The following is a 17,131-nucleotide window of genomic DNA, read 5'->3' on the forward strand; positions in this document are numbered from 1 at the left end:
TCTAAAGGGAAGTTAAATCTTGTCGATATAGATTCTGAGAGAGCCAGTTCATCAATTACCCCTCAGGTGTTGGTGACTACTAAAACAAAACGTCGGTATGTCCGACTGCCAGCACCAGCTGGACTGAGAGTGTAGGAGAGACTTTATGTCTATGTTCGTCAATACCAATGTATCCTCATTGAACGCCCAGCGTCAGCTTTTTGATGTGAGCAATTCTTTGAGCACGTCTTTCGAACGTCTATCTTCAGGCTTCCGTATCAACAGCGCTGCTGATGATGCTGCAGGTCTACAGATTACCGATCGTATGACTTCACAAGTGCAAGGCCTTAACCAAGCGGTTCGTAACGCAAACGATGCGATCTCACTGTCGCAAACTGCAGAAGGTGCACTACAAGAAACTACAACAGCACTGCAGCGTATCCGTACGTTGGCTATCCAGTCGCAAAACGGTATCAACAGCTCTGCTGACCGTGTAGCGCTTCAAAAAGAAGTGTCTGCGTTGCGTACTGAAATTTCACGTATCTCTACAACTACCCAGTTTGCTGGTGTAAATGTATTGTCGGGTGACTTTTCAGCTAAATTCCTAGTGGGTGCCAATGCGGGTCAAACTATTTCTGTTAACTTGTCTTCTGGTACGCTTACGCGCGCTGGTGTAAGTGGCTTCAGTGCAACAGGCTTAGGTGTGACAAGTGCAGACGTTCTAAGCGAAAGCAATGCATCAAGCATGCTGACCGCGGTTGACAGTGCTATTTCTGCTATCGGTGGTCTACGTGCAGACCTTGGTGCACTTCAGAATCGCTTCCAGTCAACTATTCGTAACTTGAGCAACATATCAGAAAACGTATCTGCAGCCCGCTCTCAGATCAAAGATACTGATTTTGCAACAGAAACGGCTAACTTGACGCGTAATCAGATTATCCAGCAGGCAAGTACAACTGTATTGTCTCAGGCTAATCAGCGTCCACAGGCTGCGTTACAGCTTCTTGGATAAGCGCGTTAGCGAGGGTGGAGCCAGGAGGTAGTGCTCTGATCCACGAGATAACTTAAAAGCTGACACTGATGAAGTGTCAGCTTTTTTTTGACTTTTTTCTAACAACCACACCGGTTTCTGCCATTCAACTCTTCCTCAGTGCCTTGTAACTATATGAAATTTAATTACTTTATTCTTACTTCGAAAGGCGCGTCAAAAAACATAAAAAAACGCTAAAGGAAATTCCCTGATGTGACGATAACTATTACAAAGGGGAGGTAAAGATGTTTTTTATCTTCTGGTGCAAACAATAATAATTCTAATGCACGTAAAGTAACAAAACTTTGCACCTTAATTTGAATTTAGGTGTTTATTAAAGTTAGGAAAAACAGTGCTTTAAAGGTGTAAAAATTAATTTCAAATATTATTAAAGGAAATTCGTTTTTATGTCGATAAATAAGAAGGTTTGCTGAAGTTGGGTGGAGCTGCTGACCGGCGAGAATGAAGCCAGGAGGTAGTGAGAGGTTTGAGGTTCTGGAACAACAAACCCACCAGCCAGCAAAGAGAAGTAAATTCTCTTTTTAGCAAGTTTCATCGGTAGTGTGCCGATAAAACGTCAGATTTACTCTGACACTGGTAAGTAAAGCACAGGCTATGCCAAATATTTAAAACCAATGCGCAAATAATAAAAATAATAGCGCACACTTAAAACTGTTAGGAGAGACCCATGAGTCTATTTGTAAATACCAACGTGTCTTCATTGAATGCACAACGTCAATTATTCACTACTGGCAACAATCTAAGCACTGCGTTTGAGCGCCTTTCATCAGGCTTCAGAATTAACAGTGCAGCGGACGATGCTGCTGGTCTACAAATTACCGACCGTATGACATCTCAGGTTCAGGGGTTGAACCAAGCTGTGCGTAACGCGAACGACGGCATTTCACTAGCGCAAACCGCGGAAGGTGCAATGCAAGAAACGACGACAGCACTTCAACGTATTCGTACGTTGGCCATCCAGTCTCAAAACGGTATTAACAGCTCTGCTGACCGTGTCGCACTGCAAAAAGAAGTTTCTGCACTGCGTACTGAGATTTCACGAATTTCAACGACCACACAGTTCGCAGGTGTAAACGTACTGTCTGGTGATTTTTCAGCAAGATTCCTTGTTGGTGCGAACGCAGGTCAAACCATCTCTGTTAATTTGTCTACCAATGCATTGACGCGTGCAGGTGTAAACGGATTTAGTGCTACAGGTTTGGGCATTACCACCGACAACGTGTTAACCGAAGGTTCTGCGTCAAGCCTATTGACTGCAGTTGATTCAGCGATATCGGCTATTGGTGGCTTGCGAGCTGACCTTGGTGCATTACAAAACCGTTTTCAGTCAACAATTCGTAACCTGAGCAATATCTCTGAGAATGTATCTGCGGCAAGATCACGAATTAAAGATGCAGACTTTGCCACTGAAACGGCAGAATTAAGCCGTAACCAGATTCTTCAGCAAGCAAGTACAACTATTCTTGCCCAGGCGAATCAGCGTCCTCAGGCAGCATTGTCACTACTAGGTTAATTACGTAGGCGTTAATTTGGGAAGGAGTTGAGAGGCCATCCCCCACAAAGGTTGCGGCCATAGGGCCGCCCCTTTGAAGAAAGCGCCGACTAACAGGACTGAGAGTGTAGAAGTGTTGGTTGAGAGGCCAGTTTATCCTACTTAAACCCTGCCAGCCGACAGAAACTGAATTTGCTCAATCTCCTAACGTGAGCAAATTGGCCGAGATAAATTGTCTCGGCCTTTTTTTATTCTTACCGAAACATCCCGTCAATTTCAAACACAAGCTGAGCAACACTGTGTGTTCAAATATTACTTAGCATGTTTAGTGCCAACTTTGATATCTTTGAAAGTTATCTCTGAGCGCGCGGGATACAAGAACATTGCGATTCATTCATCAACTCGTCGACCTTCTTCACGTAGCATTCTAATTCTCGTTTTCAACGCCTAAACGGGACACATCTGATAATAGTCTGTTTTACGCAAAAGCGTTTTGGGCGTTGGGTTTTTCGCATGCTTTTTTTCAAACTTGTTGCACAAACTCCATTATCTCATCAAAAAAATTAAAATAATTAATTGCTTTAAATCAATTGTTTATGTTGTTTTTGTGATTATTTTTCAAAAAAATAGAAAAAAAAGCTAAAGAACCTAAAGGGTTGGCCGATACCTATTGTTGAGGGGTAATTTACTTTACTTTTACGAGAGGAGTTAGCAGGGAGTAGTGACCCAGCTAATTTGAACTGGAAGGGTTTGATGATACCACAACGGCCATCGAATCCCTAGGAGGTAATCTAATGTCTTTATTTGTAAATACTAATGTGTCTTCGATTAATGCACAGCGTCAGCTTTTTGACGTTAATGATCGTCTAAACACATCTTTTGAAAGACTTTCATCGGGATTCCGTATTAACAGTGCTGCAGATGATGCCGCTGGTCTTCAAATCTCAGATCGTCTTACATCACAGGTGCAAGGTCTTAATCAAGCTGTGCGTAACGCCAATGACGCTATTTCATTAGCACAAACGGCTGAAGGTGCACTAAGCGAAGTAACAACTAGCTTACAGCGTATCCGTACTCTAGCTGTTCAATCACAAAATGGTATCAACAGCTCTGCAGACCGTCTGGCGCTTCAAAAAGAAGTGTCTGCGCTTCGTACTGAAATTTCGCGTATCGCAACGGATACGCAGTTTGGTAACGTTAACTTACTTGATGGTAACTTCTCTGCGAAGTTCCTAGTTGGTGCGAACGAAGGTCAAACAATCTCTGTTAATTTGTCGTCTACAAACTTAGGCTCAATTAGCGGATTTAGCGCAACTGGTCTTGGTATTACAAGCAACGATGTTTCAACTGCAACTGGCGCTTCGTCATTGCTTTCTGATATCGACGGTGCAATCTCGGGTATTGGTGCGGTTCGTGCTGATTTGGGTGCGCTTCAAAACCGTTTCCAATCAACTATTCGTAATCTAAGTAATATTAGTGAGAATTTGTCTTCAGCGCGTTCACAAATCAGAGATACTGACTTTGCAACAGAAACCGCTGAACTGACTAGAAACCAGATTATTCAGCAGGCATCTGTTTCAGTTCTCAGCCAGGCAAACCAGCGTCCGCAAACTGCGTTGTCGTTGCTTGGATAAGCTATACTATATTAGTTACCTTAATTGAGATGTAACGGGTGTTTGCTTTTCGAGCAAGTACCCGTTTTGTCGTTTCAGTAAGGAGGTATTAGGTGGAAATTCAAAATACCCAAAATGGCCAAGCTTTTGCATCGGTTACATCAGTAGCGCCAAATAACGCTGTTGCGCCGGTTCGCGTTGAGACAGAAGGATCACCAGAGGTAGACTCTTCACGCGAACAATCACTGTCTCAACAAAAGCAAAGTGCAAATGTAGCAGTTGAGCGGAACACAGCTAATTCGGCGGTCGACAGTAAAAATTTATCTCAAGCTTCTAATCGACAAGCCGATATAGAAGATAGTGAGAGAAATGGCGCCCAGCTTGAGGAAGCTGTCGCTAAAGTTGAATCATTCTTGAAAGTTCAGAATCGTGATTTAGCGTTTACCATAGATGAAAATACAAATCGCTCTGTGGTAACGGTAAAAGATTCATCATCTGGTGATGTGATACGGCAAATTCCTTCCGAGGAAGTACTAAAACTTGCCGAGCGTATCCAAGAATTACAACAGGATGTTGGGAACAGCGTGGGAGTGTTTATCAACAATCAGGTTTAATGAGGTAATGTATGACAATTCAGTCTCTAGGTGTAGGATCGGGCTTGGCCCTTGATGATCTTGTGCAGCAGCTTTTGAATGCAGAAAGGCAGCCTAAAGAGGCGCGTCTTAATGCAAAAGAAGAGCGAAACGAGGCTGAAATTTCTGGCCTCGGTCAAATTAAATCTAAATTGTCTGACTTCAAAGATGCTGTTGACGAGTTAAGAAGTGACAACGGCATTAATGGTCGTGAACCGACTATTACCAATCCTTCCGAAGACAACGATGTATTATCTGCAGAGGCATCTAACTCCGCTTTAAGGGGGAGTTACGAGATAGTCGTCGAGCAATTGGCGTCTGGTAGCCGTATAACAACAGATGACGGTGCATTTACTTCAAGCAGCGATTCGGTGCTTTCATCCGGCACGGGCTCACTCAGCTTTGATGTGGGCGGTAGTGAGAGCTTTACTATTAATGTGTCGGCTGGCATGACGCTAACCCAGCTTCGAGAAGCGATTAATAACGCTGATGATAACTTTGGTGTTACTGCCAATATTATTGATACCGGAACTGCTGCGGGACCTCGCTTAGTGTTTTCTTCAAGTGAAACTGGCGACGGCAACGATCTTGTTATTACCAATGACACAGGAGCTGCAGAGTTAGATAGATTATCTACCACTGGCGGTACGGCAAACATCAGTGCAGCGAATATCGAAGGAGCCAAAAATGCTATCGCGTATGTCGATGGTATAGAGGTGCAAAGTAGCTCAAATGAATTTGAGAACACCATTCAAAACGTGTCATTTGAAGTCAGTGAAGTGTCACCGAAAGATTCTGTGGGCGACTTTCTCGCTACGAAACTCAATATTGGTTACGACAAAGACGGTTTAGATAAAAAGATTCGTGATTTTGTCGATAACTACAATTCATTAATAGACGAAATACAGACGTTAACGCGTTACGGTGAATCAGAGCTTGAAGAAGATGGTGCGCTAGCGGGTGACTCTTTATTACGAGGTATCCAAACCGGCTTAGCATCAATCATTGGTGACAATGTTAGCGCGTCCGCGCTAGGGGGCTTATTTCAAGTTGGTATTGAATTTGATAGTGACGGTAAACTTGAGATCGGAACAACTGACTTTGGTTTGGGCTCGGGTGAAGACCGTTTAGAAGACGCGCTAGAAGATAACTTCGATGAAATCGCCAAGTTATTTACTGATGATGACGAAGGTATCGCCACAAGATTATACGAATTTTCGAAAGAGTACACGTCGTACAGTGGTTTGATTAGTCTTCGAGAGCGCTCTGCAAAAGATACTCGCGATGAGATCTTTGACGAACGTGAAACATTGGAATTACGCATGTTAAGTTACGAAGATATTCTTCGTGACAAGTATTTGAATCTTGACCAAACCGTTGCTCAGTTAAACCAAACTGGCTCTGCGTTATTAGCGTCGCTGTAGATAGAAAAGAGTTGGAGATATTATGTCACTTAAGGGTATTAACGCGTATCGCAAAGGAAATCTTAAACAAGATGTTGCCAATGCTGATCCGCATAAACTGACATTAATGTTGTTGCAAGGTGGGCTTGATCGTATCGCGTACGCGAAAGGCGCAATGGAACGTAAAGACTTTGTCGAGAAAGCTAACTACATTTCTAAAGCAAGCGCCATTATTATGCACTTGAGAGATACGCTTGATCTTGAAGCGGGTGGTGAGGTTGCAGAAAACATGTTTGCGTTATACAACTACATGGTAGAACGATTGAGCGAAGCGCACATAAACAACAACTTGAATATTTTAGATGAAGTGTCTAGCCTGTTAACACCCATTCGAGACGCGTGGGTACAAATTCCTGAAGAAGCAAAGCAGGAAGCGTACGAAGCCCAGCGTCAAAAACGACAAGCTGTTTGAAAAACTCAATTTTAAACCACGAATACACACCACTTTTCCTTCAAGCAGTCAACGCAGAGTTGTCTGCTTGTCTGTCCTCCGATATTGAAGCGTTTTCTACGGAACGTTTCAGATACTTATCCCAAATTCGTCATAAAGTTGTCGTTCGCGCGCTATCGCGTCTTGAGGGAGACGCAAAAAAAGCTTTTTCTAGAAATGAAATTGCGATAAATCAAAAGCTTGAGGAGCTGGCGCAAGGCTTGCTAGAAAATGCAAAAGATGAAGCGGTCAAGTTTTCTAGAGGCCGCGCAGCCGTAAAGAAATATAAATAGCTATGTTACAGCAAATTCAGTTTCATGTTCATGAAGATGAACAAACGCAGCAAGATATAGAACGAGCACTTGCACAGCAGATTAGTGATAATTATCGGTTAAGCTTTGGTGCGTTTGAGCGCTTTATACCAACACTTGCTGACATGGTAAAAAAACGAGAGGCGTCAGTATCTACGTTATTATGTAATAAACATAAAGAGCTTAATATTGTAAACTTCAATAGTGGGCAAGTACTCTATGGTGCTCACCCAAAGCAAGAAGTTCTGTCTCATCTTGATAGTTATCTTTCGTGCTTTTCACCGGTTGAGTTGTCAGCCACCACTTTCGAAAAGCCCAAGATCATGGAAGCAATTGCTTGTTTGGGTTTAGGCTTAGGACACCACATAGAGCATTTAGTCGAAGCAACAAACTATAAACATATTGTGGTGTATGAACCTAACGTAGACTATTTCATATGTTCATTGTCTTGTATTCCCTGGCAGTCTATTTTTCAAAAAGCGAAGGAAGAGGGTGTTGCGCTTTACTTGCAAATAGGCGCTGATGCAACGAATTTTGTTAGTGATATAAACGAGCTTGTTGCCCATGTAGGTGTTAATAAAATTCAACTATACAAGCACTTCAACCTCCCAGTTTTTAATAGTTTGGAGGAGAAGCTCTACGCTAGCAATTGGTCAGAGTTGCAAGGATGGATACCTAAGAACGCAACGGCGTCATTGAATGAAAGTTATCTTCCTATTTGGGCGCCACTTAATAGTCAGTATGGTTTTGAAGAGCGGTTTTTAGACGAAAAGTGCAAGCTCGCAAACTTAAACGCGTTGAAAAAGTACTTTCCAGATCTTTACGACGAGTTTTCCTCATATACGCCACAGCGTTGGCGCCCCGTCGCAAGTAGTGATGGTACAGTTAATGTTGTACATAAAAACACACATAGCCTTTTTTCCATATCGCCTAAAAGTGAGGCCACTACTAGTTTTGAGTTGTTTTCGAGAAAACCAAATAAGGACGGGTTGTTACTGAGCTACAAGGGGAAAAAGCTCAAGGGGTATCTTCATTATCAGCTAGTAGAAGCGTGTGAATCGATTATTAAGGGAGTAAACGAAGAGCAGGGAGAACTGCCTGAGCATGTTAAATCACTGATCATGTTTGGTATCGGAAGTGGTTACTCAGTAGAAGCATTAATGAGCAATCATGATACTGGTATGCTTTTCATTTGTGAACCAAACAAAGATTTCTTCTATGCCTCTTTATACGCTATCGACTGGGCTAAAATTATTGAAACTTTCGATGAAGGCAAAAAGCGCTTATATCTGAATATAGGCGACGATGGCTCTAATTTAACAAACGATCTCCTTGTACAATTTCAAACTGTTGGACCTTATATGCTGGCCAACACGTTTTTTTATCAAACTTACGTAAATGATAAATTGACAGATGCTGTGGCTCAATTGAGAGAGCAATTATTAGTCATAATTGCCATGGGAGATTATTTTGACAATGCCAATTTTGGCATAGCTCACACGCACACAGCACTAGAGAAGAATATTCCCTTTTTATTGGCTAATACGCGCAAGAAGCTTCCCCAAGAAGTACTCGAAGTGCCAGTGTTTGTCGTGGGAAATGGTCCTTCGTTGGATGGTTTGATTGATACGTTGAAACTGGAGAATGACAAGGCTATCGTCATTTCATGTGGTACAGCGCTTCAATCGCTCTACAATAATGGAATAACGCCTGATTTTCACGCAGAGATAGAAACCAACCGTTCCACATTTGACTGGCTCTCTCGCATTGAAGATAGTGAATATTTGAGGAATATCACGCTATTGAGTTGCAATGGCATTCACCCCGATACAACCTCTTTGTTCAAGCGTACCTTACTTGCTTTCAAACAAGGCGAAGCGTCTACAGTATCGCTTACAGAGCTCGATAAAAAACATCCTTTTGCATTACTCGAACATGCATATCCTACAGTAACAAATTTCGTATCTGATTTAGTAACAACAATTGGATTTAAGCAGATTTATTTGTTTGGGACCGATATGGGGTTTGTCAGTGACACTTATCATCACTCACGTTCTTCGGGATATTACGACGGCGAGGGTAAGGAACTTTATCGCTATGCAGATAATCATTCTATGTCACTTGTCATTCCAGGAAATTTTAAGCCGTGGGTAAAGACAAAATACGAATTTAAGGTATCAAAGAGCGTTCTAGAGCTTACGTTTACGAAAGCAAAAGTAGATGTCTACAATTTGAATGATGGAGCCAGAATTACTGGAGCGCAACCATTAGACAAGGCGCTAATGTTAGTCAGTGCAACTTCAGAACAAAAAGCGTTTGCAATCAATACACTTGTTAGCGATGCATTTTCTTCAAAACTTAACCTTCAGTTTGTCCAAAATTTTGATGAAAAGTACAGTACACACAGTTTGCTGGAAGAGTTGTCCGCGCTGACTCGCTTACTAGATGGATCCTTTGAGACGGTTGAAGATGTCGCGCAGATGATTTCTGATCAAAGAGAGTTTATTGTTGCTTCTTATCGACGAGGAAAATCACTCGCGTTCTATTATCTTAATGGAACACTAAACTACGTTAATAGTATGTTTAGTAAGTTGTTGAATATAAATGATAATGACGTTGTAGTGTCGACTGCAAATGCTGTGCTTACCAGTTGGCGTCGAACTGTATCGGATATTCATCAAACGATAGAAAACTACCAATATGGTTTCGACAATATATCTCCTTTTTCAGGTATTCGCCGTACAAATAAGCTTAAGGAAATGTGGCAACTTACGCCGTTTTCCATCGAGCACAGCAATAAGCCAGAGCCAATCTCAACAGTATTGACCCAACTAGCTACTCTTGAAAGAGAGAATGTACGCCAAAACCTAACACTGAACTGGGTAGATGAACACAACCCGAGACGTGTTGTTGGAAAAAACACGTGTAATATTATAAGGGATATTGAGCAGAACAACTTCATGGTGCCTATCGAGGGCTTACATGTTATTGCTTCAGGTAACTTTTTAGATGTTACTGCGCCTCTTCAATATAACGAGGTAGCGATAACCAATATGGCAATAATAGCGCTGATGAGCGGTCTTAATAACGCGATCTTTCTGCAAAAAGTCAGTTTTCATCCCTCATTGTCACCTACGTTTTTTGAAGAAATAATTGCTTTATGTAAGCCTTTCCATTCTTATGCGGGACCTGATTACCTAATTCTGACAAATGAACTCTTGGATCCAACGTGTCTAATACTGCCTACAGGAGATAGGCTAACTTATATTCCTTCTTTGCGAAAAGAAAGCTTTAGGTATGAAGAGCTTTCGAGCGAAAAGTACACTAATAAAAAAGATGCTATTCGAATTCTCAACGGAATCAACTGAAGGGGTACATTCCAGGATGTACTTAACAAATAATGAAATCAGTGCTCATAATTGGTAACGTCAACTCAACCTTTGTTGTTGGACTAATTAACAATCTAAAAGCGTACGACCCTGCTTTGCGGGTAGATTGTCTTAGTATTCTGCCGATAGAGCGTGACGACGTGCTGGCAGACAATATTTATGTCAACTCAATTTGCGAGTGGTGGAAAAATAAGTTTGGTAAGAAAGTGCGTTATGGCTGGTTTTTAGGCGTACTGCGATGGGTATTGTTTCGGAAAAACCGTGTTCGTTACGACAACATTCAAATTCATTTTGTCGATATTTTACATCAGTTTGCAGTGCCTCTATACAAGTTATGTACACGTAAACTAACCGCTGTAATTTGGGGTTCTGACCTAATGCGGTGTAGCAACCCAGCAATGTTGGCTCAAATTTTAAATAAATGTGATTCAATCAATTGTCATACACCTAAAATGAAAGCGTCGCTTCAAAATTTATTGTCTGAGAAGAGGAAACCTTCTATACAGTTTTCTCATTGTCACTTTGGGCTACTTCCATTTGAAAAGATAAAAAGCTTAAGAGCAAACATAGCTGATAAGCAGACATATAGAACAAAATTAGGTTTACCGGTCGATAAGACTATTGTACTTGTAGGTTACAATGCTGACCCTGGGCATCAGCACATAAAAGTTGTTGAACAGCTTGCTAAAATCCAAGATCAGTTAACGAATGTTCACTTCGTTCTGCCTATTACCTATGGAAATTACCCTAGCTACATTGAACAGCTAAAACGAACATTAGCTTCAACAAAGTTGAGTTATCAAACACTAGAGAGCTATTTGTCCGATGATGATGTAGCGATGCTGAGACTTTCAGTAGATATCAATATCATTGTGCCTATTACTGATGCCGCATCCGGCACAGTAATAGAGTCGTTGTTTGCAGGGAGTCAATTGATAACAGGCCGCTGGTTGGACTATTCTAAATTGGTGAATGCAGGCGTCACTTACACCACAATAGATAAATTGACTGATATAAATCAAACGTTGCTATCGCTTATATCATCCCCCAAGGATACAAGTAAAAATGCAGAACGCGTCGCTAGTTTTGGTGATTGGCAGGTGCTGATAAAGGGTTGGTATGAATTGGTTGTTGACTAGGCCTTCACAGACTTCAATATAAAGAGAATAAACATGAAAAAGGTACTTGTTACCGGCGGTGCCGGTTATATAGGAAGTGTTTTAGTACGGATCCTGCTCGAAAATAACTATCACGTCACTGTACTAGATACATTGAGCTTCGGTGGTGAAAGCATTGTAGAGCTATTAAATAATCCGAACTTTGTTTTTGTCAAAGGTGACATCCGTGACGAATCACTACTAAATGAGGTTATGCAAGGCATTGATTTTGTCGCTCACTTAGCGGCAATTGTTGGCGATCCTGCTTGTGCTAAAGAGCCTGAACTCACTAAGTCAATTAATTTAGATGGGGCAAAGTTAGTTTACAATGTTGCAAACAAGCATGGGGTAGAGCGTTTCGTATTCGCATCAACCTGCAGTAACTACGGGAAGATGGAAGACAGTGATGGATTTGTAACGGAAACGTCTCCACTCGCGCCAGTCTCGTTGTACGCAGAAACCAAAGTCGAATTTGAACAATTTTTGTTGTCTAAAAGAGAAGAGGGAAGTCAGTGCGAACCTACTTGTCTTCGTTTCTCAACTGTTTACGGATTATCTCCAAGACTGCGATTTGATTTAACCGTAAATGAATTTACAAAGGAATTGGCGCTTGGAAGAGAGTTGGTCATATTTGGTGAGCAATTCTGGCGTCCATATTGTCATGTAGTCGATCTTTCACGATCAGTGCTCGAAGTGTTTAAAGCGTCGAGCGAAAAAGTGGCTTTTGAAGTGTTCAACGTTGGAGACTCCTCAGAAAATTATCAGAAAAAAATGATAGTTGAAGAGATTATTAAGTTTCTACCAGACGCTAATATTCGCTACGTTGAAAAACAAGAAGACCCTCGAGATTACCGCGTAAACTTCGATAAAATTAGTCGTGTACTCGATTTTAAAATTACGAAAACTGTACCTGATGGCATAGAACAAATATTACAAGTCGTCAGAGATGGCTTTATTACTGATCCTGACAGTAAAGTGTACAGTAATATATAGCTCTGCTAATCGTGTGGCTGCTGGTGACGTATAATGCGTGCTGGCAGTCCATAAGCGGTTACATTAGCTGGTAAGTCTTTATTCACCATTGCGCTTGCACCAACAATTGTATTTGTCCCTATTGATAGTCCTTGCAGTACAACAGCGCCCATTCCTACAGTCGCCATCTCGCCAATATCACAATTTCCTCCCGTGGATGCACGCGGTGCAAGGCTCGCAAAATTTCCCAAGCAAGAATCGTGTTCTAAAAGCGACATAGAGTTCACAATACAGAAACTACCTACTTTTGCGTCTGAATTAATTACGGCTCCGGCCATAACAACTGTTCCTGGGCCTATCGTGACTTGAGTTCCGATGGTCGCTCTTGGGTGTATAGCAGTTACAAAGCTAAGGTGTGGGACACTATGACTCACTTTTCTGACAATGCGCTGGCGCAGAGAATTGTCACCTATTGCAACTATGGCTCCGTAAATTTGAAAGTTCTCTACAATCCTTGGAAGGTCATCGTCATGGCCTATTACAGGGTACCCCATAAACATCGACTTTCTGGGCAACAATGGATCGACAATACCAGCGATTCGGAATCTATTGTCCTTCTCAATAATATCTATCACCACTTTTGCATGGCCAGAAGCCCCAAGCACAACAATATTTTTCATCGTTATCTTAACTCAATACTAAACCACTGAAATTATCGTCATCAGATAATGTTTTGACAGTGTTAATGTATTCTGGCCACTCTCCAATATCCATCCACGATTTGTCGCTAATAGGAAAAACGCCCACTCTATCTCCGGCATTTTTAACTAATGTAATTAAGTCAGTAATGTCTTTATATTCGTTCTGTTGTAGATGATCTAATACATCAGGCTCCAGCACGTAAACGCCTGTATTTATCTTAAACGTAAACTCGGGTTTTTCTTCGAGCTCAAGTAAAACGCCGTCGTCCCCAGTTTTAAGTGTACCGTAAGACAGTTTATGGTGTTTCAAGGCCGCCACTAAAGTGATTTTGTTATTATTTTTTTTATGATACTCAAGGACTTCATCTAAATTTTGATTAATCAGAATGTCACAGTTCGTGACAAAGAACGTACGGTCTATTTTGTTTTTGAGTAACGAAAGAGAGCCAGCAGTTCCCAGTGGCGCGCTTTCACAAATATAATTGACTTCATAGTCGTCGTCTTTAAAGCCATTCACAAAGTATTCTATTAGCTCTTTCTTATAATTAACGGAAAGATAGTATTCGTCGCAACCGACAGATTTAAATTGGCTGATGATCTCTTCTAATATGGTTCGCTCACCTACTGGAGTCAAAGGTTTAGGTAGCACATTTGATATCGGCTTCAGGCGCGTCCCTTTACCTCCGGCCATTATAACGACTGGCACACCTTTACAACCCTGGCTTTTATATCTGTTAACGCCACCAAAAACGTCGTTCCAGTGATATATTCCCGTAATGGTATTAGATTCGTCTATGACTGGCATGAAGTCACAGCGAATCTTCGCCATCGTACGCTTTATGTGGCTATAAGAGTCAGTGTCTTTACATACCCATTTGGGATCAATCTTAAGTGTTGAAATCGGTGCGCTAAGGGGAACATTATTGATTATTGAGCGCTGTAAATCGCCTACAGAAATCAGGTTTATGTAGGTATCATTGTGCGAAACAAGAATAAGCAGCTTCTTAGCAATACGGTCCATTTGTTTTAGCGCATCAAGGATAGTGTCGGTTTCTGATATAAAAAAAACTGAGAAGTCACTGTTGTTCATTTGATGATAACTCCTTGAATGTTCCGCTAGGGATACACACACAACGCTCGAAAAGCCACTGTGAATTGTCTAGGTTAGCGCACAGGGATGCTTGGTACATCGGAAGCGTATTTAAAAGCTGCCACAGAGGGCGTGTCATGACCCCCTGTCGGTTAGTATCTTCCAACATCGCAGTCTTAGCGTCAGCGTTTTTGCACACCACCGCGTTTAACCAATAATTGGAACTCGCATAAGAAGGCTCCTTAACAAAACTATATTCAGTATCTTCAAAAAAACTAGCGTACTGTTGCGCTAACTCACGTTTTTGTTCTCGAATATTTAGGAATGATGTAAATTGCGCATAGCCAAGAGCAGCGTTTAAGTTAGGCATTCTATAATTGAATCCAAACTCATCATGATAGTATTCGAAGGGGTGAGCTACTTTAGCTGTTGTCGTTAAATGCTTGATACGAAGAGCATCTTCTTTACTACGCGTCAAAATCATCCCACCTCCGCCAGTGGTAACAATTTTGTTTCCGTTAAAACTTATTGCACCATACTTCCCTAACGTTCCAGTATGCTTGTTTTTGTAGAAGCTTCCCAAGCTTTCAGCCGCGTCTTCAATCAAAGGAATATGCCAGTTGTTGGCAACTTGTATAAGCTCATCCAAAAGCGCTGGGTGCCCAAAAGTGTGTACAACAACAATTCCCTTGATTGGCTTTCGGGTTGATAAGTGAATACATCTGCCTTTGTCATCAAGAACGGTATTATCAGAGAGAAACTGAGCGAGCTTTTCTGGGCAAAGACTTAAGCTCTCTCGTGATATATCAACAAATACTGGCTCAGCTCCAGTCATCTTAATGGCATTTGCAGTAGCAACAAATGACACGGCTTGAGTTATCACCAAATCGCCGTACGAAATATCCAACGCATGAAGTACACCATGTAGTGCTGCAGTGCCATTAACTACAGCTACAGCGCCTTGAGCGTCGGTATAGGACTTGATTTGGTCTTCAAATTTATCAACATATTTTCCAACAGTGGACACAAAAGTGGAATCGACAACATCGCGCAGAACGTGATGTTCCAACTGAGAAAAACGCGGCTCGTGCAGTGGTATGAATGCATCTGTATCATAAATAGAACGAACAAATTTAACTAAACTTTTCATATCACTGTGCCGTTTTACTGTAGGTCATTATCTTTAATACTATGCGTTAGGAATCTAAACTTTTTCATCTTCATGCAGCAAGTAATAGTTTGCTTTTTCTTCTTGCAGTTGTGGTAAGTCATCTATTGCACAAAGGAAATCAAATATATTTCCACTGGGCAGGTTGGTGAGAACATCATGGGGTAGGTTCCACCATTGACTCTTCGCCAGTTTTTCCCTGACAGACTCAGGAAATCGATATTTAATTATATGGGCAGGGGTTCCTCCAACTACCGCATAGTCAGGTACATTTTTTGTCACCACAGCATTGGCGCCGATAACTGCGCCGTTACCAATTTCAACGCCAGGCATGACAATGGCCCCATCACCAATCCAAACATCATTGAGAATTCTGGTTTTCTTTACTGTCGGCGCTGAATTTTCGATACCAAGTTCGGATAACTGATGAGTATTATATTTCATGGGTTTGCGTAGCGAGGGGTGTGTACTTACGCCATGCATGGGATGAATTCCTGCGCTAATGGTTACCCTTCTTCCAATTGAACAGTATCGACCTATAAAGGTGTTGTCACGAACATAGCCAAGGTCATTCATGTAGGAGTATGCGCCAAGAAACACTGTAAACTCGGGATTTATAATACCTGAGTGAAAATGTGCACCCTGTTCAAATACAGTGTTGCGAAGTCCTTTGGAAAAGCGCATGTCATGGCGTTCTAGCTCTTCACGAGTTAGTGCATTTCTTTTTAATTCTTGGCCTGATAAAAATGTCGCTAATTTACGCTCAATCATAATAATACACGTGTTTGTTAAGGAAAGAACTGTGAAAAATCAGCTCTCAAGACTATATTCAGCTCCAAAGTGATTGAAGATGGTTTTACATTTTTCTTGTAATGCGATTGGCCATTCTTCAAATCTCTTTATTTTCTTCTTTGCACTGTTTTTAGGTGAATGAAGATGAGTGTTTATCTCTTCTTCACTTAACGCTTTTAAAGAGGGGATATCTAAAAAAGTCAGTATTTCTGCCATTGACGCGTATGGTTTATTCTTGAACAAATCGACAAAATTGAGACGCAGATAATGCGCGTCGCCAGATAGTTCGCTTCTAATTACTTCATTGTATTTTCCCCAGAACCACGCAATTTTCTCAGCTTGTTCAAATTGTGCCCATTTTGTTGCAAAGCTATCATCACTGAAATCAGTTGCTGTTGGACGATTTCTGGGATCATCAACGCTGTACATCGAATAGCTATTCGCTTGTATATTGCCAAGGACTGAACAAACATAGTCCTCTGGAGGACGAACAATATGTACGATTTTATAGTTTGGAAATAAGAGCTTGATAATCGGAAGCAGCAGTGAAAGATTATTATTCGATTCAACGAAATAATGACAACGTTCATTTTCCATTTGAGAAAATAGGCCGCTTCGAATTCGGATGTATTCTTTAGCAGCTTCTTGAGTGTTTCGCTTACCTCTGATGTAGCTCATGGCAAGGTTGAATGCGTCAGGAATTGGTTCATGTACACTGATGCCCTCTTTAAGCACCGAGTTAAAGAAGGACGCAAAAAACTCGGTACCAATTCTGCCCGTACCCACAAAGGCGATGAATGTCCTATCTTGCCACTGCTCCCTAAACAAGGTTAACCAATCATCTTGCATCAAACAGCTCTCTCTTAAATTTTTCCTGCATCTACCGATAGT

Annotated in this window: 15 protein-coding genes; 10 read left to right on the top strand and 5 right to left on the bottom strand. The window is 41.5% G+C overall.

What is annotated here, in order from left to right:
* Positions 1 to 145: 145 nt before the first annotated feature.
* From OZ660_RS05075 to OZ660_RS05120, 10 genes are all read left to right on the top strand, one after another.
* Positions 146 to 991: a flagellin N-terminal helical domain-containing protein gene (locus OZ660_RS05075; RefSeq protein WP_202264117.1), complete on the top strand. Its 846-nt coding sequence runs from the start codon at positions 146 to 148 to the stop codon at positions 989 to 991.
* Positions 992 to 1,697: 706 nt separating this feature from the next.
* The gene (locus tag OZ660_RS05080; RefSeq protein ID WP_159623561.1) at positions 1,698 to 2,543 is read left to right on the top strand and encodes a flagellin N-terminal helical domain-containing protein; all 846 of its coding nucleotides are present in this window, start codon (positions 1,698 to 1,700) and stop codon (positions 2,541 to 2,543) included.
* A gap of 773 nt (positions 2,544 to 3,316) precedes the next feature.
* Entirely contained in the window at positions 3,317 to 4,156 is an 840-nt protein-coding gene (locus tag OZ660_RS05085; RefSeq protein ID WP_159623560.1) for a flagellin N-terminal helical domain-containing protein, read from the top strand.
* Between the two features lie 92 nt (positions 4,157 to 4,248).
* A complete protein-coding gene (locus OZ660_RS05090) occupies positions 4,249 to 4,749 on the top strand; it encodes a flagellar protein FlaG (RefSeq protein ID WP_202264119.1) in 501 nt (166 codons plus the stop codon).
* A gap of 11 nt (positions 4,750 to 4,760) precedes the next feature.
* Positions 4,761 to 6,191: a flagellar filament capping protein FliD gene (fliD, locus tag OZ660_RS05095; RefSeq protein ID WP_274742782.1), complete on the top strand. Its 1,431-nt coding sequence runs from the start codon at positions 4,761 to 4,763 to the stop codon at positions 6,189 to 6,191.
* Between the two features lie 22 nt (positions 6,192 to 6,213).
* The gene (gene fliS, locus OZ660_RS05100; protein ID WP_159623557.1) at positions 6,214 to 6,642 is read left to right on the top strand and encodes a flagellar export chaperone FliS; all 429 of its coding nucleotides are present in this window, start codon (positions 6,214 to 6,216) and stop codon (positions 6,640 to 6,642) included.
* Positions 6,639 to 6,953 carry a hypothetical protein gene (locus OZ660_RS05105; RefSeq protein WP_202264123.1) on the top strand — a complete coding sequence of 105 codons (315 nt, stop codon included), beginning with the start codon at positions 6,639 to 6,641 and terminating at the stop codon, positions 6,951 to 6,953. Before fliS ends, OZ660_RS05105 begins: the two co-directional genes overlap by 4 nt.
* A gap of 2 nt (positions 6,954 to 6,955) precedes the next feature.
* Positions 6,956 to 10,339, top strand: coding sequence for a motility associated factor glycosyltransferase family protein (locus tag OZ660_RS05110; protein WP_274742783.1), 3,384 nt, complete (start codon positions 6,956 to 6,958; stop codon positions 10,337 to 10,339).
* A 32-nt stretch (positions 10,340 to 10,371) separates the two neighbouring features.
* Positions 10,372 to 11,499 (top strand): hypothetical protein, encoded by a 1,128-nt coding sequence (locus tag OZ660_RS05115; protein WP_274742784.1) that lies wholly within the window; start codon positions 10,372 to 10,374, stop codon positions 11,497 to 11,499.
* Between the two features lie 33 nt (positions 11,500 to 11,532).
* The gene (locus OZ660_RS05120) at positions 11,533 to 12,510 is read left to right on the top strand and encodes an NAD-dependent epimerase/dehydratase family protein (protein WP_202264129.1); all 978 of its coding nucleotides are present in this window, start codon (positions 11,533 to 11,535) and stop codon (positions 12,508 to 12,510) included.
* Positions 12,511 to 12,515: 5 nt separating this feature from the next.
* Here the strand turns inward: OZ660_RS05120 and OZ660_RS05125 are convergent, their stop codons facing one another.
* From OZ660_RS05125 to OZ660_RS05145, 5 genes are read right to left on the bottom strand one after another with little or no spacing between them, the layout of a single operon-like run.
* Positions 12,516 to 13,169, bottom strand: coding sequence for an acetyltransferase (locus OZ660_RS05125; RefSeq protein ID WP_274742785.1), 654 nt, complete (start codon positions 13,167 to 13,169; stop codon positions 12,516 to 12,518).
* 7 nt (positions 13,170 to 13,176) lie between these two features.
* Positions 13,177 to 14,280: a nucleotidyltransferase family protein gene (locus OZ660_RS05130; protein WP_274742786.1), complete on the bottom strand. Its 1,104-nt coding sequence runs from the start codon at positions 14,278 to 14,280 to the stop codon at positions 13,177 to 13,179.
* Positions 14,267 to 15,430 carry a LegC family aminotransferase gene (locus tag OZ660_RS05135; RefSeq protein WP_202264135.1) on the bottom strand — a complete coding sequence of 388 codons (1,164 nt, stop codon included), beginning with the start codon at positions 15,428 to 15,430 and terminating at the stop codon, positions 14,267 to 14,269. The genes OZ660_RS05130 and OZ660_RS05135 overlap by 14 nt, the downstream gene beginning before the upstream one ends.
* A gap of 54 nt (positions 15,431 to 15,484) precedes the next feature.
* On the bottom strand, positions 15,485 to 16,219 hold the full coding sequence (locus OZ660_RS05140; RefSeq protein WP_202264137.1) for a CatB-related O-acetyltransferase: 735 nt from the start codon (positions 16,217 to 16,219) through the stop codon (positions 15,485 to 15,487).
* Between the two features lie 39 nt (positions 16,220 to 16,258).
* The gene (locus OZ660_RS05145; RefSeq protein ID WP_274742787.1) at positions 16,259 to 17,089 is read right to left on the bottom strand and encodes a sulfotransferase domain-containing protein; all 831 of its coding nucleotides are present in this window, start codon (positions 17,087 to 17,089) and stop codon (positions 16,259 to 16,261) included.
* Positions 17,090 to 17,131 lie beyond the last annotated feature (42 nt).

This window comes from Alteromonas sp. 009811495 (assembly GCF_028865455.1).
Taxonomy (GTDB): Bacteria; Pseudomonadota; Gammaproteobacteria; order Enterobacterales; family Alteromonadaceae; genus Alteromonas.

What these genes read in the sequence shown, in the direction of transcription:
- OZ660_RS05110 (WP_274742783.1), top strand. Translation starts at nt 6,956, where the DNA reads ATGTTACAGCAAATTCAGTTTCATGTTCATGAAGATGAACAAACGCAG.
- OZ660_RS05140 (WP_202264137.1), bottom strand. Translation starts at nt 16,219, where the DNA reads ATGATTGAGCGTAAATTAGCGACATTTTTATCAGGCCAAGAATTAAAA.
- OZ660_RS05080 (WP_159623561.1), top strand. Translation starts at nt 1,698, where the DNA reads ATGAGTCTATTTGTAAATACCAACGTGTCTTCATTGAATGCACAACGT.
- OZ660_RS05130 (WP_274742786.1), bottom strand. Translation starts at nt 14,280, where the DNA reads ATGAACAACAGTGACTTCTCAGTTTTTTTTATATCAGAAACCGACACT.
- OZ660_RS05085 (WP_159623560.1), top strand. Translation starts at nt 3,317, where the DNA reads ATGTCTTTATTTGTAAATACTAATGTGTCTTCGATTAATGCACAGCGT.
- OZ660_RS05125 (WP_274742785.1), bottom strand. Translation starts at nt 13,169, where the DNA reads ATGAAAAATATTGTTGTGCTTGGGGCTTCTGGCCATGCAAAAGTGGTG.
- OZ660_RS05115 (WP_274742784.1), top strand. Translation starts at nt 10,372, where the DNA reads ATGAAATCAGTGCTCATAATTGGTAACGTCAACTCAACCTTTGTTGTT.
- fliD (WP_274742782.1), top strand. Translation starts at nt 4,761, where the DNA reads ATGACAATTCAGTCTCTAGGTGTAGGATCGGGCTTGGCCCTTGATGAT.
- fliS (WP_159623557.1), top strand. Translation starts at nt 6,214, where the DNA reads ATGTCACTTAAGGGTATTAACGCGTATCGCAAAGGAAATCTTAAACAA.
- OZ660_RS05145 (WP_274742787.1), bottom strand. Translation starts at nt 17,089, where the DNA reads ATGCAAGATGATTGGTTAACCTTGTTTAGGGAGCAGTGGCAAGATAGG.
- OZ660_RS05135 (WP_202264135.1), bottom strand. Translation starts at nt 15,430, where the DNA reads ATGAAAAGTTTAGTTAAATTTGTTCGTTCTATTTATGATACAGATGCA.
- OZ660_RS05120 (WP_202264129.1), top strand. Translation starts at nt 11,533, where the DNA reads ATGAAAAAGGTACTTGTTACCGGCGGTGCCGGTTATATAGGAAGTGTT.
- OZ660_RS05075 (WP_202264117.1), top strand. Translation starts at nt 146, where the DNA reads ATGTCTATGTTCGTCAATACCAATGTATCCTCATTGAACGCCCAGCGT.